The following is a 19,788-nucleotide window of genomic DNA, read 5'->3' as shown; positions in this document are numbered from 1 at the left end:
AGAACAATGAATAAAGGGAATCCATGGGCGCTGATCCCATTTGTTGTTTTTTTGATTTTATTTATTGGTTCAGGAGTTATTACAGGTGATTTTTATGCCTTTCCTGTCATTGTAGCCATTGCCATTTCGGGCGCTGTGGCTCTAGCGATGAATCGAAAAGAACCGTTTGCGCGAAAGGTTGATATTTTTTGCCGAGGCGCAGGAAATTTAAATGTCATGCTGATGGTTGTTATTTTTCTCTTAGCTGGGGCCTTTTCAGAGGCAGCAAAAGGCATGGGGGCAGTGGACTCCACTGTTAACTTTGCTTTATCGGTTGTTCCGGAAAACCTGCTTGTCGTAGGCTTGTTCATCATTGCCGGCTTTATCTCCCTGTCAATGGGTACATCGATGGGAACGATTGTTGCACTGGCGCCAATTGGAGTTGGGATAAGCGAGCATACCGATTTTCCCATGGCTTTAGTAATGGCGGCGATTATTGGCGGTTCGATGTTTGGCGATAATTTATCCTTTATTTCAGATACAACTATTACTTCCGTACGTTCACAAGGTGCACAAATGAAGGATAAATTTAAGGTGAATTTTTGGATTGCGTTGCCAGCAGCTATTATAACGGGCATTATTTTAGGGGTTATCACAATGGGTGACACGGCACAAGTAGAGCATTTGAGCTATAGTTGGGTAAAAATTATTCCCTATGTTTTGGTTATTATTTTTGCGTTAGCTGGAATGAATGTTTTCCTTGTTCTGGCATTAGGGATTGTTCTCGCCGGGGCTGTTGGCTTAGCGGATGGCAGCTATCATTTAATGAGCCTTTTGCAAAAGATTGGCGAAGGAATGGCAGGCATGTATGAAATCGCCTTTCTTGCGATATTAATAGCTGGAATGGTGGAGGTTATTAAATTTAATGGCGGAGTTGACTTTCTGCTTCACCTTGCGACACGAAGGATTAAATCGAAAAAGGGTGCTGAATTTGGTATTGCCGGTCTTGTGGGCCTAACTGATTTATCGACGGCCAATAATACGATTGCTATTTTAATTGCCGGCCCGCTTGCAAAAAATATTGCTGATCAGTATGGGATTGAGCCGCGAAAGTCCGCAAGTATATTAGATATTTTCTCCTGTGCGATCCAAGGCCTTCTGCCATACGGGGCCCAATTCCTGGCAGCCGCAAGCGTAGCCGGAATATCGCCAGTGAGCATCCTGCAATACTCTTTCTATCCAATCCTCATAGGAATATGCGGAATCATCGCTATCCTCATCGGATACCCGACAAAAAATAAAGCCTGAACTTCACTACTTTAAAAGTGTAATCACCTGTTATTCTCTATAGGGAAAGCAGTTGTATTTTTTATAGCTCGTAAAGACAAATTTGTTTGAATCCTGGATATTCCTAACTTGGTTAATTTTCTCACAAACTGACTCAATACAGTCTTTTTATTAAAGGCTGTTTTCGTAAAGGTTGTTGCTTTTTTAGTGATATTTTATTAACAATCTAAGTTGATTGTAGCGGAGGACACTTGACTCCTGCGGGAAAAAGAGGGAAGTGGGAGACCCCACAGGCGGTAACGCCGAGGAGGCTCCCATCCCTCCCCGCGGAAAGCAAGTGTCTGGAGCGGAAATCAACGGACTAAGTTTATAGTCTAAAAACAACAATTTATACGAAAAGAGCCTTATTAAAAAAGCCGTTTTCCCATTAAGAAAACGGCTTCTCCATGTTATAAATTCAATCATTTTTCTTTATCAGACTTGTGTTATCTTAAATTAAATGACCCATGCTATAGTTAGCCCTCTAAACTCTGGTTCTGCGTTTTCTCTTTTACTGAATTTAATTTTAATGCAGAACCTAGTATGATTACCATGCCCACTACTCCAATCCAAACAAGGATAGAAATAGGTGTATTCCAGGACAATCCTTTACCGAAGAAGAACAATTCTCGTAGACCTGCTACCATAAATCGCATTGGCAACCAAGAATAAACCCAATCTTGGTAAAATGTAGACATCATTTCAGGAGCCATTGAAAGTAATGGTGCACCAAAGAAAAGTAATATGACAAAGACAGGTATTCCCTTAATTCCTACCAAAGAAAATACAGCTGATATCATTAGGAAAAAGCTAAATGAAGTAATCGAAAGGAACAAGGCTGTATCTGTAAATTTCGGAATATTTAATCCTACCAACCCATCTGCTATCCAAGTTAATCCAAATCCAACTACTAGAGCAACAATCGCACCCATTAATATTTGAATCATCTTTGCTGCAAGGTTCTCTTTTCGGCTAGTAATCGATAATTTGCTAAAAGCGATATAGATAATAGCGGAACTTGCCATAATTGCCATCCATAGTGGCTGGAATAAGGAAACAGGAGCATTACCGTTTGCACTATTCGTTCCAGTTTCATTAACATTTGTTACTTTTTTTGCAATAGGTTCTACTAATTTAGAAGCCTGTTTTGCTGTTAAAGTTACTCCTTGCTTTTCAAATCCATCAAGTAGTTGGGTACGGACATTGTTGTTCATATTGTCAACAACACCATTCAATATCTGACCTGCCATCGTAGAAGCCATCGTATTCATGCCTTGATTTATAAATATTTGAACTTCAGGCGAAGATGGTGTGGGCGTACGGAGCGATGCTTGCTTAGCACTAAAATCTTTTGGAATGACCAATGCTGCATAATACTTTTGGTTATCTAATCCCTTTCGTACTTCCTCTTTGCTTTTTACTGCCACCCATTTCACAGCAGGATCTTCATCCTTTGTTGTATTCAAATTTTTTTGTATCATGTCCACAATCGTGTTCCCCATATTCATTTTTGGCTGATTAGGAATTTTCACTCCTTCATCTTCATTCACAATGGCAACGGGCAAATTTTTAGGTTGGGGTTGAACTGATGGAAAAAGTGTTAGTGAAAAAATAAATATGATTGCTAATGCAATGATGGGTGATAACATTACCAGTTTGTTCTTAAAAATATTCATTTCCTTCCCTCCATGTTTTTAGATATAATAATCAACAACGTGTTGTTTTATTACACTTCAAATTATAATTTTTGATAAAACACTTATCAATGATCAGAAATAATGGATGTGTCGTATATCCGACACTTCTTCTGAATGTGTTGAAAAAAATTTAGGAGGATTACGGCTTGCGAGATATAAATACGGATTTACGAGTCATTCGTACAAAAGAATCCATCCGAGATGCATTGGTAGAATTGATGGAGGAAAAAGGTTTTGAGGCAATTACGGTTAAGGACATCACAACTAGGGCAAAAATCAATCGTGGAACTTTTTATACCCATTATCAAGATAAATATGATTTAATGGCCAAATGTCAGGAAGAAATTATGAATGGAATGGCTGACATTGTAAAAAACAAATTTCCGGATCTGATTACCGATCTAGACACAAATCCTATGACTACAGCACCCTTTACCATTGCAGTTTCAATTTTTGAATATCTAGATCGAAATAGAGGGTTTATGAAAGCTGTATTGGGTCCAAAAGGAGATTTATCGTTCCAAACAAAATTGAAAAAATTTATGTGGAACACACTTTTTGAAAATAACAAAAATCCAATTGCCAAGCAGACAAATTTGTTAGTTCCAGGTGAATACTTAGTATCCTATATTGCTTCGGCACATATAGGTGTTATTCAACAATGGCTGAATGGTGATAGGCAGGAAGCTCCCCAAGAGATGGCTCGTATTTTATCCATGATAACAATAAATGGTCCTTTCTTTGCGGCGGGCCTGAAAAAGTAAATAGAAGGAAAAAGGGACAGTACCTAGCAAAGTTGTACTGTCCCTTTTTTATTCATATGCTTATTAAACCTGCTTCATTAATGGAAGAAGCAAAAGTTGAAATCTATATTGATCTTCAGCTCTAGCCCCTCTGAAAACAGCGTTACGTTAACTCTACTTCAGCGACTCCACTAGCTCGTTCAAACGGTCCCAAGTTTCGGTGATTCCCTGCAGCATTCCCATGTCCATGACGGTCTTAAGGGCCTCTTCGGAAACATATTCAGCGCGGTTTATCAGCTTTGTCTTTCCACCCAAATCGATGAATTCCAATGTCATCTCGGTCGACGGCATGGAGTCATTCAAATTGCCTTCGGCATCCGAAAAGTAATCGGTGTAGGCGATCTTCTCCGGCTCGATAATCTCCTTATAAACCCCTTTCCCCCAGGCTTCCATACCATAAAATTTACCTAGATTCTGATCGACACACTTCATACAGTAGTGCCAAACGCCTCCCGGACGGAAATCGACGGTACAGACCGGAATCTCCCAGCCCCTCGGCCCCCACCAGCGTTTCAGATGCTCCGGATCTTTAAACATCCTGAATATGAGATCGCGTGGGGCATCGAAAACGCGCTCCAGTACCAATATCCGATCATTCTCTACTCTCGATACCATTGCATTGTTTGACATCTTAATTCCTCCTTGTAAATGAAATGATTTTATAATTTTTCCTTGTTCTGCAATTCCTTCAAATAATCATCTAGATTGTCGAATCTTTCTTGCATTACGTGCTGGAAGGACTGTATCCAAGAATCCAGCGCTTGGAAAGGCTCGGGTCGGAGCTTGTAGATGCGGCGGTTAGCTTCGGCCTGCACTTCCACAATCCCGTTTTCGCTTAGCACTTTTAGATGCTTCGAAGTTTGGGGCTGCTTCAATCCCAGTTGGTCGGCGATTTCCCCAACGGTCAGGGGACCGTCACGCAAGAGTTCGACGATATTCATACGATTTGGTTCAGACAAAGCGCTAAGCGTCGTCATGTTCACGTACGAAATCTTCCCTGACATGTTGCTCACCTCGTCAAGTGATGGTCTCCGGTTAAAGCACATTTACATCATCACTATTATTATCGTTCTATTGAATTGATTATACCTAATAAGGAATATTCCTGTAAAGGAATATTAAAATCTAAAGTGATACCGAGTCAGTACCGAATTCACGGAATCCAATTCTTCATAGGTTGAGTGAAAGAATGATCTATTCAAAAAAAGAGCATTAATCCTTCTTGAATTAATGCTCCCTCTAGTTTAATAACCTGATTTACTGATTATATCTTCAATTCTTTATATTAAACTACATAGATATAGTTTTTGTTGCAACTGTTTGTTGAAATGCCTGATCATGCTCAACAATAACCATCGTGGGATTAAATCTTTGTATAAGCTCTTCAATCTGTATGCGTGAATAAATATCAATAAAATTTAACGGTTCATCCCAAATGTATAAATGAGCTTTTTCACATAAACTTTTGGCTATAAGCAGCTTTTTCTTTTGTCCACCAGAATAATGAGATATATCTTTCTCAAATTGAATTCGGTCAAAATCCATCTTACGCAGGATGGATTTAAATAACGTTTCATCAATCTCATGCTCTTCAATAAAGTCCGATAATAGTCCCTTCAAATGAGAAGTATCTTGTTGGACATAGGAAATAATGATACCTGAATCTAAATTCATTGAGCCTGTATGCTGTATTGGATCTCCTAGAATTAGTTTTAGGATACTACTTTTTCCGCTTCCATTCTTTCCATCAAGTACAATTCGGTCACCTTGTTCAACTTTAAAGCTAATTGGCTTATTCACTATTTGGTTATCGTACTGAACAGACACATCAGCCAAAACAATCAATTCATTTGAATGAAACTCCAATGATTCTAATTTTAATGACTCAGTTTTTTCCACATTTTTTAGCAGTTTTGACTTTTCCTTAATAGCTTTTTGTTGCCTTGATTCAAGGTTCTTTGCTCTCTTCATCATCTTTGCCGCTTTATGTCCTACAAAACCCTTGTCTAACTTAGAACCTGAATTCGTTGTCCCATTTTTGGAAGCTTCCACTTGATTAGACCAACCTGATGAACGCTTTGAAGACTGTTTTAATCTCCCTATGTCTTTCTGTAGACGCTGATTTGTTGCCTCTTCGTGTTCCTGCTGCCTATCAAAATTTAACTTCCATGAAGAATAGTTGCCACTTTGAACTTCGATATTTGCTCTATTTATAGATAAGATATGGTCAACGCATCCATCTAAAAAGATTCTGTCATGTGAAATTAAAATAAACCCTTTTTTCTTCCTTAGATAATCAGAGACCATCTTTCGTGCATCAGTGTCTAGATGATTGGTTGGCTCATCAATTAATAAAAATTGACCCTCAGTCAAAAAAAGTGCAGCAAGCAACACCTTTGTTTGTTCTCCATTTGATAATGTTTTAAAAGGTCGATACATGACCTCGGCATCAACATTTAGATAGGATATTTCACGAAGAAATTCCCAATCTTCTGCTTGGGGGCAAATTTCTTCAATGATTTCATGAGTATACTTGTTTTTATCCGAAACTGGATAAGGGAAATAATTAAATTCTACCGAAGAATTGATTTTCCCACTATACTCATAATTTCCTAATAATAAATTAAAGAATGTTGTTTTACCTCGTCCATTTCTACCGATAAATCCAAGTTTCCAATCCGTATCTATTTGAAAGTTCACACCTTCAAAAATATTGTCAAAGCTACCTGGATATGAAAAAGTTAAGTCTTGAACTTGTATCATTGACATGATAATTCCTCCTTTGTATTTCAATACTTTTTACTATTTATACAAAGTCGGTACATCCATCTACTCTCAATTTCTCCGTATAAATTTGATGGATATTAACGACTTATACGGAGTATTACATGCGTAACAATAGTGTCTGAACTGCTCATTTCTCTCCCTCCTTTATTTATTAAAAATTTCAATCTTATCTATGGGAGAATAAAAAATCCTCCCAATTTGTAATTGGAAGGATTAGTCTTTCACTTATATTAAATAAGTTCTTTTTTGCCATTGGAATCATGACAAATAAAGTGTAAACTGATTTATAAAAATGGATAGACTAACCCTATATTTTGTAGTTTGAAGTTATTCATTTCAAATAAAAATATAGATTAGTTAATCATTGTCCATCCATCAGTCCTCTCATTATTGTATTTTTATATTAACAATTTTTTTTATAGAATACAATATCAACATCATCTTCATCTCAAATTACTGCTTGTTGCTCTTTTGATAATTTCCATACAATTGACCACAAGCAGCATCTATATCAATTCCAAATTGACTTCTAATGGTCACATTAATATCTGATGATTTTAATTTTTTGTAAAAATTAACAACATGACCTTCATCAACTTCACCGAACCTTAAAGGAGAACTGACGGTTGGGTTATATCTGATTATATTTACATGATATAAACGTCCTTCTTTATATCGACCTTTTAATAGACTTACTACTTCTTCAGCATGGTCAATAGAATCATTCACACCAGGTAACATAATATAAGCAATATATACTTTTCTTGATGTTATTCGTACATGCTCATCTAATATGTCCAATACATCTAATAATGGATACCTATCATTAATCGGCATCAACTTACTTCGTTGTTCATTAAAAGGAGAATGTAACGAAAACGTCAAATTGACTTGCGGATAATTCAGAGTCATTTTTTTTATACTTGGTATAATACCAATAGTTGAAATAGATAACCTACGAGGGCTTAAAGCAAACAGCGTAGGATCAGTGAGTACATCTAAAGCATCAAAAACTTGTACATTGGCTAACGCTTCTCCCATCCCCATAAAAGAAATACTATCAATTGAATGACCTTTTAAATAAAAGTGGAGGATTTGGTCAGTTATTTCATCTGAAGTCAAGTTTCTTTTTAATCCAATGTCACCTGTTGCACAAAATTTACACCCAAAATTACATCCGCACTGAGAAGATATACAAAATGATTCCCACCCAGCTTTATATTTCATATTTACCGTTTCTATTTTTTCATTTCCTGAAATTTCAAATAAGACTTTAGTGACTTGCTCAGAATGTTGTTCCTTTAAAGGAACAACATTTAAAATAGACTCTCCAAATTCCTTAACTAAAATTTCCCTTAACGATTTTGGAAGTACATTCATTTCGTTGAATTTATTTATTCTTTCTTTAAAAATAGCATTCAATATTTGTTTCATTCTAAAATTAGGGTGATTATGTTCCCTTAAAAATTCTTTTATTCTTCTATACTTATTGCTTTGTTTTAATTGCATCTTTCTCATCCTTCCATAAGACCCTCTAGTTTTATAGGAGTAAATAGAAAGGAGTTGTCTATCCCTTGCGTTAAAAATATATGCAAAAAAAGCACCGATTGAATTATCGGTGCCGAACTTAAAATCAAAATATGCACAAATAAATAAGGACTCTAGGTCATTGCCTTGTAATTTATTTGCCATAGAGGCAAAGCTCCGATAACTGTTTTTGTATGGTTGTATAGCATAAAAAAGGACAGACTACTCCCTTTGTCTGCTAAACCATCACCAATTTTTACATTTTTACCAAACAGAATTCTAAAAACAGTTAACATTGCTTGCACCTCCTTTTGTCAAATTTATTATTGAATAATCTAACATATAAGTGAGTATACGTAAAGTGTAATTCGAGAATTATTGTAAAACTAAACCGCACCGTTCGACCGCAATTACTGACAGATGACTACATCATATTTCAAAGCCAAAATAAAATCTTCCTAATACAGGTAGACGCTATACAACATTTCTTATGAATATCTATTGTTTTAACCTATCTATTTATTAGTTTTTGATAATATGATATTATTTTTTAAAAAAAGAGGTCATCATATGAATTCAACATTCCTACCGACAACTAAAACAAAAGCCATAGTCATCAATGCACTTTTCATAGCCTTAACCCTAGTAGCCACGATGTTCATTAACATAAGGCTCCCAATAATGGGTAACGGGGGGCTAATCCATCTGGGTAACGTGCCTCTTTTTATAGCAGCCTTGGTTTACGGCAAAAAAACAGGAGCTGTAGTAGGTGCCTTCGGAATGGGTCTCTTCGATCTGTTATCTGGCTGGGCAATATGGGCACCATTTACATTTATCATCGTTGGTGCAATGGGCTTCGTAGTCGGACTTATTTCCGAAAAAGTACCCGGCAATAGAATCCTTGTTAACACTCTGGCGGTTGCATTTGCACTGATAATAAAAGTTGTTGGCTACTATTTTGCAGAAGTAATCCTTTATGGTAACTGGATACAGCCATTTGGATCTATTCCAGGAAATATTATGCAGGTCGTATTAGCAGGTATAATTGTAGTACCTCTTGCAGCACGCATAAAGAAACAGATAACAATATAAAAAGTGATAATTGTTTATTATAAAAGTAACCTGTCACACAAAAAAGAGGAGTTTCTTTCTTCAAGATAAATCACTTGGAGAGGAAATTTCTTTTTTTTTATTTGTAGATAAAAGATTTATCTCTTCTTGAACTCCCTCAGTTTGATACAAATATCTCTCGAATGCTACCCTGCCCTTAGGTGATGAACAACGTCACTTGTTTCGTGTAGCTTTGAAATAAAGTTTGATTAAAAACACCTCGCAAACCCGTATTGTACGATAAATAAATAAGAATCCATTTTGAAAGACAAAATGGATTCTTATTTAACAGATTTACGTTTCATTTTTATAAAGGAAAATATTAGACAACCTGGCGCAACTCTTCCTCTTGCAAAATTTGCTGATTCGTGTTTTCTTCTCTACGCTGATATATGTTATTCAGAATGAGCGCTGTAATAACAAGTAGAGTGCCTGCTACATCAAAGATTGTTATTCTATATCCTTGTATCATCATAATGATTAATGTAGTAATTGGAACGAAGTTAATAAATAAAATCCCATTAATGGATGATAGGATTTTCACGCCATAATTCCAACTAAGCAATGCTACAATACCTGGCAATATCATCATAAACAATAAATCATATTTAATAGTAGAAATTGCTCCCATACTTGGGACTGATACATACCCTTGCATTGTTATTACCATCGTTATGATAAATGTTACAAGCGTACCAAATACACATGTCAATGTTGAATAGCGAAGAGTAGACCAATCACTAAATGTTTGACCGCCCATTGTATAGATGACCCATCCTACAACACCAATTAAAATAAATGCGAGCGAAACTAGATTCTGTTTTAGTGTAAGAAAGAAACTTATATCACCTTTTGTAATAACAAAAATAGCTCCAACAAAAGCAATGATCATACTGCTAATCATATACTTCTTCGGATTCACATGTTTATACCCCCATAGAATAGCAATCGAAATCATTGGCATGAGTGCCTCCATAATCGACGCTACCATAACACCGGATTTCCCCATTAACGTCTGGCCTAAGAAAACAAGCAAGTTGTAAACAGTAAACGCCATCGTCCCAAAGAAGACGAGCAGCTTACCTTTCCCTTCTAAACGAAAGGCTTTCCTACCTTCTTTCATCCATAATAAAATGATTAATACAATCGATACAGCCCCATAACGAATTGTTGAAAAATAGAATGGGTTTATATATTCAAGTGCATGATCTGCAACCGGAAACATGGCTCCCCATGACATACTTGCAATTAAACATGCAATTGCACCTACTATCATTTGACTTTTTTTCACTGATTCTTCCTCGTTTCTATATAACCTCTATGAATTTCACAAAGAGAATTATAAAAAAGAAAATACATCACGTAAAATGATTGAAAGTGATATCAAACATCATTTATAATGATGTTTTTGAGGGAGGATGTTCTATGGAACTACGAGACTTACAAATTTTCAAGAGCGTGGCAAATCACGGAAGTATCAGCCATGCCGCAAAGGAATTAAACTATGTCCAATCCAATGTAACAGCACGCATTAAACTATTAGAAAAAGAGCTCAAAACGCCTCTTTTTGATCGCCATAAAAAAGGGATGACATTAAATGCAGAAGGGCGAAAATTGCTTACTTACGTTAATAAAATTTTGCAGGATGTTAAAGAAATGAAAGAAGTATTTTTAGATAGTAATACGCCGGTTGGTACATTAAAAATCGGTACAGTTGAAACTGTAAGTATATTACCAACCATTCTAGCCTCTTACTATAAAGGGTATCCAAATGTCGATTTATCACTGCAAGCTGGTGTAACTGAGGAACTTATTAAAGAAGTAACTGATCGCCAATTAGACGGAGCTTTTATAACTGGACCAATTAATCATCCACTTTTAGAACAATATGATGTTTGTACCGAAAACCTTGTTCTTATTTCACAAAACAACTCCTTTCATATAGAAGAATTTTTAACTACACCAATCCTTGTTTCTAATCAAGGATGCGGATATCGTTCCAAGCTAGAACTCTGGCTCAAAGATGAAGGCTTACTCCCAAAAAGAATCATGGAATTCAACATATTAGAGACCATTTTAAACAGTGTTGCAATTGGTCTTGGAGTTACGCTTGTACCGCAATCGGCTGCTAAACATTTCTCTACTACAGGCAAGATTTATTGTCATCCGATTCCAAAAAAATACGGTATGATTTCAACCGTCTTTATACGACGAAAGGATGCATATATGACAAATTCGATGGAATGTTTTTTAAAAACAATTGATGAGCATAAGTATATATAAGGTCATTTCTGTCGTTATCGCACCTTTAATCCTTCTTGGTTTAATAATCTTTTAACTCATGGTGGAAGTTATTTATTTCCAATGAATGAAACGTATCGGTCGTTTAGAACGTCTAATTATGTATAAATTCTCACTATACAAAGGGAGAGGATTTCCATGAATATAAAAGGGATGTTTAAATTTAGAAACTTGTTTATCATTACATTGTTTGCATCTTTCTTTCTACCTTGGTCAAACCGATTGCAAGGTATTTCAGATATAGCACTTACAGGATTTGAGTATACACTTGCAATGATTTTATTGTTATCTCCGTTATTTGGTCTTGTACTCTCTGTAATTCCAATACTATGTATGATCGTTTTAATTCAAGAACTTAGATCAAAAAACACCTCAAGAATTCGTTTAGTATCGTCAATATTGACAATTATTATATTTTTGATTGCCATGACTTATCACACCATGTCTGGTGTGCATATTGGAAAAACATTAACCAATTCACTTATTTATCAGATGTCTCAGATTCGTTATGGAGTATATATTGCACTATTTTCTTCAATTTTAATTATCTTTGGAAGTAAGAAGAATAAGATTAAGTAAATATTTCTTAAAAGGAAGAAATCAATGTTTCTTCCTTTTGTTATTGCATGTTTAACTTATGTAATGGTAATTGGTGTTAATAAATAGGTGATCCATCCCGCAAAGAATTAGTTAGCGAAATTATTACTCCACTCTTTTTATCCCCCCTTCTCTTGATACTAAAGCTTGAGCAGATTCTAGCGAGAATATTTTCAGTTTTAATCATATTAGCAATTTTTTTCAACAGGAATTAGTCCAGTCTTTCTTGAATATATGTAGGTAAAAAGTGTAAATGGGGAGATAATTATGGCTTTTGTTGCAATCTATACTATTGGTAGGCTAAAACATCCGTGTGAACATCCTGCCTCTCATGATTTTTTTAGAGTAGGATACAAAGTAATGCGACAGGCTGATATATCAGGGCATCTTATCGAAGAGTTTTCACCTATTGGAGTACCATTCCCTGAGGAAGCAATCAAAGGGGAGGGCTGTCCTATTCTTACACTAACGGTATGGAAAAGCCTTCAATCTTTATATCGCTTTACCTATTCAGGTCAACATAAGCAAGCTTTACAAGACAGATCCAAGTGGATTGAACGTCATCAAGAGAAACAACCAACATATGTGGTGTGGTGGACGGAGAAGATAAAGGATGTATCTTGGGATGAGGGTTTGAAGAGATACAAATATTATATTCAGCATGGACCAACTCCATTTGCGTTTGACTTTAAGCACGCATTTGATGAAGTAGGGGAGACGTTCTTATTAAAATAGCAGGGGGCGGTTCTCTTAATTTTCGAAAATCTGATTTTAAAGGGAAGATAAATGAAGAACCTTCCCCTTTATACGAATCTAAAGTGCAATTACATCTCTGTTATTGCTAAATCAATTCACGACTATTTACTTCAGACACAAGTAACAATAACAGAGTTAAAGTCTCTTGATTAATACTATTATTATTTGATGCTGTATATCTAAGAATACTTCTATACATGTTAAGAACTACTATATCTGAAAATCCTTTGATATGCTCAATAGTATCCAACTTCAACTTCCAAATACCCCCTTTCCTACGGGGAAGATTCTTCGAAATTTATTATAATGTAGTGAATCTATTTAATTTTGAAAGTAGAAAGGGAAGACATCTATGAAGTATCTATTTTAAATGAATAGTTGACACAAAATGTGTATTAAGATAGTGAGTGTAAAAAGAAAGTCGTCGGTGTATGTAATCACTTCTTTTGGGACCAACCTTAAAGAAAGATAGGCAAGCTGTTTGATAGAAAAAGCTGTTTGAATCGCAAAAAAACATTGTACTCAAACAGCTCATTTAACCTTAATACGGAGTAGTAGGCATTGAAGTCCCCGGCGGTCTCCACCAAGTTTCAACAGTTCGCCAAGCAGTATTAAAATCATAACCTCTTCCCATTAAATATCCTATAGCAACTGCTTCTCTTAATGCATGCTGATAGCCCAAGTGTTGGGCTTCTCTTAATCCATGTTGAACAACTGGCCTTATCGTCGAAAGAGTTTGTTGTTGAAGATTTGTTTGTGGGTATAAAGCTTGTTGACGAATTTGATAATAATCATCTTGATAAGAAGATTGTTGGTAATTGGTGTTCATACTAGCTTTCACATCCTTTGATTTAAGTAATAGAAAAAGGCTTTAATACTAAATACTTTATGTAGATATGGGAGTTTGCGGAATAGGCTATAAGCATGTTTTGTTAGATAAGAAGCTCTTTATCTTAAAAAATAGGTATTAGACTATTCAATCCTTCCATACAAAAGGCCAGTCAAAACACGAAAAAAAAGTGTTAGATTGGCTTGATTTTTGGGCTATCGTTTTCCGTTACTCAATCATTTTTTTCGTTAAATTAGCCTCAATGATTCCAACTCCCGATAAACTTCCTCTGTAACAAAATCGGGGTTTAGCATTTGAATCCTCTCCGCAGTAATTGGGACACCCTCATAAACTTTTTCAACAACTTCTATAGGCAGTGTTAATTCAAAATAATCTTCCGCGAATTGCACGAAATCTTCTGGTGTCTGATAAATCGCACCTATTAAAAAATTTGAACCATCATCTGCCCCTTTTGGCATTTTAACTTTCCCCTTCTGCCAGCTTGAATCACTATTTTTACGCCATATACAAAAAGTTACATCTTCTTTTCCAATTCCTTCATGTTCAAGTAGAGATAATAATTCGCTCGGAGCGTTATCGTAGATGCCTGGCCATACCTTATGTTTGTTTTGTGCATATGGGCTTAATTGAGATTCATGATCAAAACCCTTTATAATGGAACCTTCAGCAGAAAACAACATGATAAGATGATCCCCTGCCCCATTATCAATTTTTGCCATACAAACTCCTTCATCCCATTCTTGAACAAAGCTATGATAACGAAGCCATTCAGTCTCACAAAGAATTGTATTTAGAGCTGCTTGAACGATCATTAGCGTTTTTAAGCTTTCCGGTTCTGGTAATTGTTCTAACGTATTCATAAATACCCCGCCTTTTATTCTATCCTATATTTAAGGCAACCCTCACGTTGCTACAATTTTCCGGCATTTGAATAAATGCCTACAGTAAATATTCTTATAAAAAGAAAATAATCCTTCTAAATTTGATTCTACAATTTAAAGGATTATTTCCAATGAATTAAGAATATAAGTAATCAAAGTCAGAAAAATTGGAGAGTGGGAACATGATTCATGATATACAGGAATATGTAAAATATTTAGACGGTATTCATAAACGAACAATGCAATATGCGAAAGCAATACCTAATGAACTTTTAGATTGGAAGCCTTCTGAAGATAAATTTTCTATAGGTGATTTATTGCGACATATCGCATCATCACGTTTGATGTTTCTTGGTATATTTGAACATGGTTCGTGGACATACACAGGACATGATACAGGTAAAGGGGCTTCTATTGAGGATATTTCAAATTATTTAGAGTCATGTCAAAAAAAACTAACGGAGGGTCTATTAAAAGTTGGTAACGATGTGTTGACTAAAAAGGTTTTAGGCCTTCATGGTCATGAAGTTAGTGCATGGAGAATACTAATGGCGATTCCAGAACACGAAATCCATCATCGTGGACAAATCTCTGCATATTTACAAATGAACAAAATTGAGCCACCTCAAATTTTCGGATTAAAAATAGAACAGGTTAAAACATTATAATTTTATATACGAGCTTCGGACATCTTCGTATATCCAAAGCGAAAAGAAAACTGGATATATTTTTTGTTCAAATAAATAACCTCCTAAGACATGGAGGTCAATCAAAAACAACTATTTATCTTCCTTATTTATATCGAGCCAGCCCATGAAAAAATCTCTATTTTTTAAATGATAATATGTTTCTGCGAAATGAACAAATTCATTCGTGTTTACTTCCTTAAATTTATAAGTATTAAAATAAGCTGCTAAAAATTTAAACCCATTTTTTAAACCACCATGCTCTTCAAATAATTCCTTAAGCATAATTACAGGCTGACCGTATAAATACGAATAGGTATGGTACTCTGGGAATTGATCTAATGGTAAATTAGATGGACCTGGCTGTGTGATGGCATTTGATAGATTTGTAGCTAGTTCAAAACTTTTTTCGGCTGATTCACCACCAGCTAAATAACAGTATAAAGCAGCCGTAAGTTCGGCAAGACCCTCATCCAACCATCCATCTGTATAAGGGTCCTCACTTACCATTCCATAAAACCATTGGTGAGCTATTTCATGTGCTATAGTGTGATTTAATCCCCTTTGATCATCTGTTATTCCAACAGTTACAATTTCTGGATACTCCATAGAATCGCTATCTTCTTCTAGTAATACATCAAGTTGTGGATAAGGGTATTTTCCAATCTTTTGATTATAATAATGAACAACTTCCTTCACTGTCTGGAAAGATTTTTGTAATACTTGTTTGTGACCCGCTGGAGCAAACACTCTTATTTGGATACCATCTATCGTTTCTTGCTGCATCTCTTGATTTTTTAGGATTCCGACAAACATCTCTTTTACGTTATTTGCTTTTACTTCACCACTAGTGGCGTCTGAATTTTCATTTGGTGCAGTGGAGGTAAAAATATAACCTTTTGGAATCTGATAGCTTAATGTAAAATCAGTATGTGCTGTATGATAAGTTTCGCTATTCGGCATGTACGGATGCTTTAACCATCCATGCGTATAGTATGCTAGCATTGGATACCATTGTGCTAGATGATAGTTTCCATTTTTTGTTTTCGTGAATCTAAAACCATCATCTGGGACTGTAAATTGATATTGGATGGAGACTTGATGGGATTCTCCTTTTACCATCTTGTTTGTCAATTTTATTAAAAGTGTATCTTTATCTAAAGTATAGGATATGTCTGAACCATCAAGTGTTACCTTTTGCATATGAACCGTTCCCGCACTTTTCATTTTTTCCGGTTTATTTTCCTTCGTAAATACATTTGGTATAAAATAAAAAACAAGATTATCCCAGGACTCTTCTCCTTTATTTTTCACCTCTATATTCGCTTTCACACTAAATTTTCCGTTTTTGTCCATTTTCAAATTTAGATCATAAATACCTTGACTAGCATTTTTAATCGTATAATCATTGGTATTTCCTTCTCCAGAAGTATTCCCATCGCTGTTCGAATCAACTTTTTTTCCTTTGGCTATTTTCACCTCATTATCAGTAGTTACTGTTTTATGTGGGGTATTTTTCAATATAAAACCACCAAGTAATAACAGCAAAATGCAGATACCTGAAACTTTAATCCTCCACTTATTATTTTTCATCAGGACTATCTTCCTCTATAAAATGATAATCTTCTATACTATCTTTACACACTAATACCACTTCCTTTAATAAAATATAAGCCTTTTCTTTTCCCATAAATTGATAGAAACTGAGGTATGAAGGGTTCTATTCTATTAAATATACGGTAATACATGGGGCTTTTCCTCCTTGATATGAGGAGCATTTTACTCCTACATTCAAAACAGTGATTATACAATGGCGAGAAAAATAATCTTAAAAAAAGCAGATTACAAAAATTGTAAAGCAGGATTATATTGCCCTTCATCCTTTAGGTGCACATTATCAGCTACAATTTAACAAAATCCAATCTCTTAATTGGTACAAAAAGACGCTTTCTTTTAAAAGAAAAGCGCCTAATTGCTGAATATTTAATCCTTTTTTCAATCTCATCATGATTTTTTAACTAAGAAACCTTTATATATATGAAATCTTTCTCCCTAAATGAAAAGCTGTACTCTGTTCAATGACTATAGGTAACCTATTTGAATTATTTACTGGTTTATTTCTTTTAAATGTGATGATTTTTGTTTAGAATTTGAATGGGAAGCCATCAAGGAAGCAACTATAGCTATTGCAACCCCCAATGCCCCAAACCACGTAATAGAAGCCAGTGATACCTTCTCAACAAAAATACCCCCTATTCCTGCACCTGCAGCCATAGATAATTGCATCATTGACTGATTGATGCCAAGCAATACACCCGATAATTCTGGTTCTATTGTAGCTAAGTGATATTGTTGTGTCGGCCCAGTAGACCATGCCGCAAACGACCATAAAATTAGAATCACCAACACTCCAAAATATGAGTGGGTTACGAGTGACAGCAAAATCAGTGTGATGATGTGTAATGACATTCCGCCAATCAATGTAACGGGTACTCCCCATCGATCGGTGCTAAATCCCCCGAACTTCGATCCAACCAAGCTTGCTATTCCAAATATAAGCAAAACTCCGCTAAGCAACTTGTCGCTTATCCCTGAAACGGTAAGGAGGTATGGTGAAAGATAGGTATAAGCAATGGAATATCCCCCGAGCCAAAAAAAAGTGATAGATAATCCAATTAAAACTTTTCGTTTCTTCAAAAGAGAGAACTGTTGAGATAAAGGTACGGGCTTATCTCCTTCGATTTGTGGAAGAGTAAAGTATATAATAAACATTGCTATTAATCCTAGTAGAGCAATTCCACCAAATACAGATTTCCAACCAAATGCTTCAGCTGACATTCTTCCAAGTGGAACACCAATAATTAGAGATGCAGTAAATCCCATGACTACTGTAGCGATTGCACTACCCTGCTTACCTTCTGAAGCGATCTTGGCTGCAACTGTTAATGCGGTTACAACAACCATACCTGCTCCCAATGCCATAACTACTCGTGCTACAATAAACCATCCATAACCAGGGAGGGTAAACGCCATGATATTTCCTATAACAAACAGACCGAGAGAATAAATCATTAATTTGCGTCTATCTATACTTGCTGTCAACGCCATGAGGATTGGTGTGAAAATAGCATATACTAGTGAAAAGATCGTAATTAACTGGCCCGCAGCAGCTAAGGTTATCCCAAGTGTATGAGCAATATTATCCAAAATACCGGAAATTATGTACTCTGAGGTTCCTACTAAAAAGCTGATAATGGCTAAAATATATATTTTCCAAGTGTTAGACATGAAAGTTCACTCCTTAATTTTTCACATATTCACACATCGTAATATAACGATATATTAGTCGTAAAAATAAACACATCGTAATATGTCGATATGTTAGTTTAAAAAATAAACATATCATAATACGTCGATATGTTGGTGGTAAAAATAAACATCTAGAGATGTTTATTAGTTATGAAAATATGAAAATGAATTCTCTAAAATGATTCATTTCCATTATCATATTTCATTTTTTAAAAAGTCAGCAATTTTACTAATGGCCTCTTCGTCCCTCTTGTAATAAGTATACTTTCCTATTCGTTCTGCCTTAATAAGACCAGCTCTTAAAAGTATGGTTAGATATTGGGAAGCAGTTGATTGCGTCATTTTCAATTTCTCTGTTATTTGACAAACACAAACCCCTGTTGTACTCATATCAATCCCTTCTTGGGGTATAAAATGACGATCAGGCTCCTTCAGCCATGACAAAATTTGCATCCTTGATTCATTTGATAAGGCTTTGAAGATTTCAATTGGTTTCATACGAATTATTATATCGTGATATTTTAATATGTCAATATGTTGGATTTTCTGAGGTAGAAACCAAAATATACAATTCACATGATCATAATACCCTGCTTTCGGAGGGATGGCTCTTTTCTTTAATTCATTTATTGTTTCTTCCCTTAATCCGAGCGTTTTTGCACCACAAGCAAAAGCACCATAAATTTTTGCCATTACTCTTACTTGTCCCACACCATTTCCTGAAGGGAATTCTATAGATAAAATAGGACGACGATTAAAATTATCATTTGCTACAAATTTTTTGGGGTCTACTAAACTTTGTGCAAAGAAAAAAACTGATAAACTTTTGTTAATCAGCTCTTAATCCTATTTTGGATCAACGCCCGTAATGAGCTAGATATTCTGCAAGATTTGGATATAATATTCTTAATATCAAAAAGAGGAAAGCAAATTATTGTATCACCCACCGCTGATGGACAAATATTAAATCTTGAGACTCCCACGGCTAAAGCCGCAAGCCCTACACCTTTCGTTGTGTCGGGTGGGATTCTTAAATGACTTTGCATTCGCAGTCCATTTCTGTTTTGAACAGCCTTCAAGATGAGGGTGTCTCATCACCCCTCATAGGGCAGAACATATAGTTCCCTATGCTGATTGACTGGTACCATCAATCACAGGTGCGTATCTGATATTCATAGC

General features: G+C 35.5%; 19 protein-coding genes and 1 pseudogene. 7 read left to right on the top strand and 13 right to left on the bottom strand.

Annotated elements, in window-relative coordinates; translation table 11 throughout:
• Positions 1-6 precede the first annotated feature (6 nt).
• Positions 7-1,287, top strand: a complete 1,281-nt coding sequence (locus tag ACQKP0_RS22695; RefSeq protein ID WP_427408092.1) for a Na+/H+ antiporter NhaC family protein — start codon at positions 7-9, stop codon at positions 1,285-1,287.
• Positions 1,288-1,310: 23 nt separating this feature from the next.
• Here the strand turns inward: ACQKP0_RS22695 and ACQKP0_RS22690 are convergent.
• Positions 1,311-1,424, bottom strand: a pseudogene (locus ACQKP0_RS22690) (Lrp/AsnC family transcriptional regulator); the annotation flags it as partial.
• A 357-nt stretch (positions 1,425-1,781) separates the two neighbouring features.
• On the bottom strand, positions 1,782-2,975 hold the full coding sequence (locus ACQKP0_RS22685) for a YhgE/Pip domain-containing protein (protein ID WP_427408132.1): 1,194 nt from the start codon (positions 2,973-2,975) through the stop codon (positions 1,782-1,784).
• Between the two features lie 173 nt (positions 2,976-3,148).
• Here ACQKP0_RS22685 and ACQKP0_RS22680 point away from each other — a divergent pair, with 173 nt between their 5' ends.
• The gene (locus ACQKP0_RS22680; protein ID WP_427408091.1) at positions 3,149-3,766 is read left to right on the top strand and encodes a TetR/AcrR family transcriptional regulator; all 618 of its coding nucleotides are present in this window, start codon (positions 3,149-3,151) and stop codon (positions 3,764-3,766) included.
• Between the two features lie 153 nt (positions 3,767-3,919).
• Here ACQKP0_RS22680 and ACQKP0_RS22675 read toward each other — a convergent pair whose 3' ends face one another.
• The 5 genes from ACQKP0_RS22675 to ACQKP0_RS22655 all read right to left on the bottom strand — a co-directional run bounded on the left by ACQKP0_RS22675 (position 3,920) and on the right by ACQKP0_RS22655 (position 8,415).
• Entirely contained in the window at positions 3,920-4,435 is a 516-nt protein-coding gene (locus tag ACQKP0_RS22675; protein WP_427408090.1) for an SRPBCC domain-containing protein, read from the bottom strand.
• A gap of 29 nt (positions 4,436-4,464) precedes the next feature.
• Positions 4,465-4,809, bottom strand: coding sequence for an ArsR/SmtB family transcription factor (locus ACQKP0_RS22670; protein WP_427408089.1), 345 nt, complete (start codon positions 4,807-4,809; stop codon positions 4,465-4,467).
• A gap of 286 nt (positions 4,810-5,095) precedes the next feature.
• Positions 5,096-6,574 (bottom strand): Lsa family ABC-F type ribosomal protection protein, encoded by a 1,479-nt coding sequence (locus ACQKP0_RS22665; RefSeq protein ID WP_427408088.1) that lies wholly within the window; start codon positions 6,572-6,574, stop codon positions 5,096-5,098.
• Between the two features lie 471 nt (positions 6,575-7,045).
• Positions 7,046-8,101, bottom strand: coding sequence for a Cfr family 23S rRNA (adenine(2503)-C(8))-methyltransferase (locus tag ACQKP0_RS22660; RefSeq protein ID WP_427408131.1), 1,056 nt, complete (start codon positions 8,099-8,101; stop codon positions 7,046-7,048).
• Between the two features lie 152 nt (positions 8,102-8,253).
• Positions 8,254-8,415, bottom strand: a complete 162-nt coding sequence (locus tag ACQKP0_RS22655; RefSeq protein ID WP_213108886.1) for a hypothetical protein — start codon at positions 8,413-8,415, stop codon at positions 8,254-8,256.
• A gap of 274 nt (positions 8,416-8,689) precedes the next feature.
• Here ACQKP0_RS22655 and ACQKP0_RS22650 point away from each other — a divergent pair, with 274 nt between their 5' ends.
• Positions 8,690-9,211, top strand: coding sequence for an ECF transporter S component (locus ACQKP0_RS22650; protein ID WP_427408087.1), 522 nt, complete (start codon positions 8,690-8,692; stop codon positions 9,209-9,211).
• A 340-nt stretch (positions 9,212-9,551) separates the two neighbouring features.
• On the opposite strand, the gene ACQKP0_RS22645 is transcribed toward ACQKP0_RS22650, so the two are convergent.
• A complete protein-coding gene (locus ACQKP0_RS22645) occupies positions 9,552-10,520 on the bottom strand; it encodes a DMT family transporter (protein ID WP_427408086.1) in 969 nt (322 codons plus the stop codon).
• Between the two features lie 134 nt (positions 10,521-10,654).
• Here ACQKP0_RS22645 and ACQKP0_RS22640 point away from each other — a divergent pair, with 134 nt between their 5' ends.
• The 3 genes from ACQKP0_RS22640 to ACQKP0_RS22630 all read left to right on the top strand — a co-directional run bounded on the left by ACQKP0_RS22640 (position 10,655) and on the right by ACQKP0_RS22630 (position 12,862).
• Positions 10,655-11,512 carry a LysR family transcriptional regulator gene (locus ACQKP0_RS22640; protein ID WP_427408085.1) on the top strand — a complete coding sequence of 286 codons (858 nt, stop codon included), beginning with the start codon at positions 10,655-10,657 and terminating at the stop codon, positions 11,510-11,512.
• Positions 11,513-11,668: 156 nt separating this feature from the next.
• Positions 11,669-12,109, top strand: coding sequence for a hypothetical protein (locus ACQKP0_RS22635; RefSeq protein WP_427408084.1), 441 nt, complete (start codon positions 11,669-11,671; stop codon positions 12,107-12,109).
• Positions 12,110-12,394: 285 nt separating this feature from the next.
• Positions 12,395-12,862, top strand: coding sequence for a DUF3291 domain-containing protein (locus ACQKP0_RS22630; protein ID WP_427408083.1), 468 nt, complete (start codon positions 12,395-12,397; stop codon positions 12,860-12,862).
• A gap of 562 nt (positions 12,863-13,424) precedes the next feature.
• Here the strand turns inward: ACQKP0_RS22630 and ACQKP0_RS22625 are convergent.
• Positions 13,425-13,712 (bottom strand): hypothetical protein, encoded by a 288-nt coding sequence (locus ACQKP0_RS22625; protein WP_427408082.1) that lies wholly within the window; start codon positions 13,710-13,712, stop codon positions 13,425-13,427.
• Between the two features lie 248 nt (positions 13,713-13,960).
• Positions 13,961-14,593, bottom strand: coding sequence for a hypothetical protein (locus ACQKP0_RS22620; protein WP_427408081.1), 633 nt, complete (start codon positions 14,591-14,593; stop codon positions 13,961-13,963).
• A 203-nt stretch (positions 14,594-14,796) separates the two neighbouring features.
• Here ACQKP0_RS22620 and ACQKP0_RS22615 point away from each other — a divergent pair, with 203 nt between their 5' ends.
• Positions 14,797-15,282: a DinB family protein gene (locus tag ACQKP0_RS22615; protein ID WP_427408080.1), complete on the top strand. Its 486-nt coding sequence runs from the start codon at positions 14,797-14,799 to the stop codon at positions 15,280-15,282.
• 111 nt (positions 15,283-15,393) lie between these two features.
• Here ACQKP0_RS22615 and ACQKP0_RS22610 read toward each other — a convergent pair whose 3' ends face one another.
• The 3 genes from ACQKP0_RS22610 to ACQKP0_RS22600 all read right to left on the bottom strand — a co-directional run bounded on the left by ACQKP0_RS22610 (position 15,394) and on the right by ACQKP0_RS22600 (position 19,107).
• Positions 15,394-16,893: a M1 family metallopeptidase gene (locus ACQKP0_RS22610; RefSeq protein ID WP_427408079.1), complete on the bottom strand. Its 1,500-nt coding sequence runs from the start codon at positions 16,891-16,893 to the stop codon at positions 15,394-15,396.
• A 513-nt stretch (positions 16,894-17,406) separates the two neighbouring features.
• Positions 17,407-18,588: an MFS transporter gene (locus ACQKP0_RS22605; RefSeq protein ID WP_427408078.1), complete on the bottom strand. Its 1,182-nt coding sequence runs from the start codon at positions 18,586-18,588 to the stop codon at positions 17,407-17,409.
• A 216-nt stretch (positions 18,589-18,804) separates the two neighbouring features.
• Positions 18,805-19,107 (bottom strand): ArsR/SmtB family transcription factor, encoded by a 303-nt coding sequence (locus ACQKP0_RS22600; protein WP_427408130.1) that lies wholly within the window; start codon positions 19,105-19,107, stop codon positions 18,805-18,807.
• Positions 19,108-19,788 lie beyond the last annotated feature (681 nt).

This window comes from Heyndrickxia sp. NPDC080065 (assembly GCF_050281185.1).
GTDB lineage: Bacteria > Bacillota > Bacilli > Bacillales > Bacillaceae_C > Heyndrickxia.
This window is presented reverse-complemented; position numbering and strand designations above follow the sequence as displayed.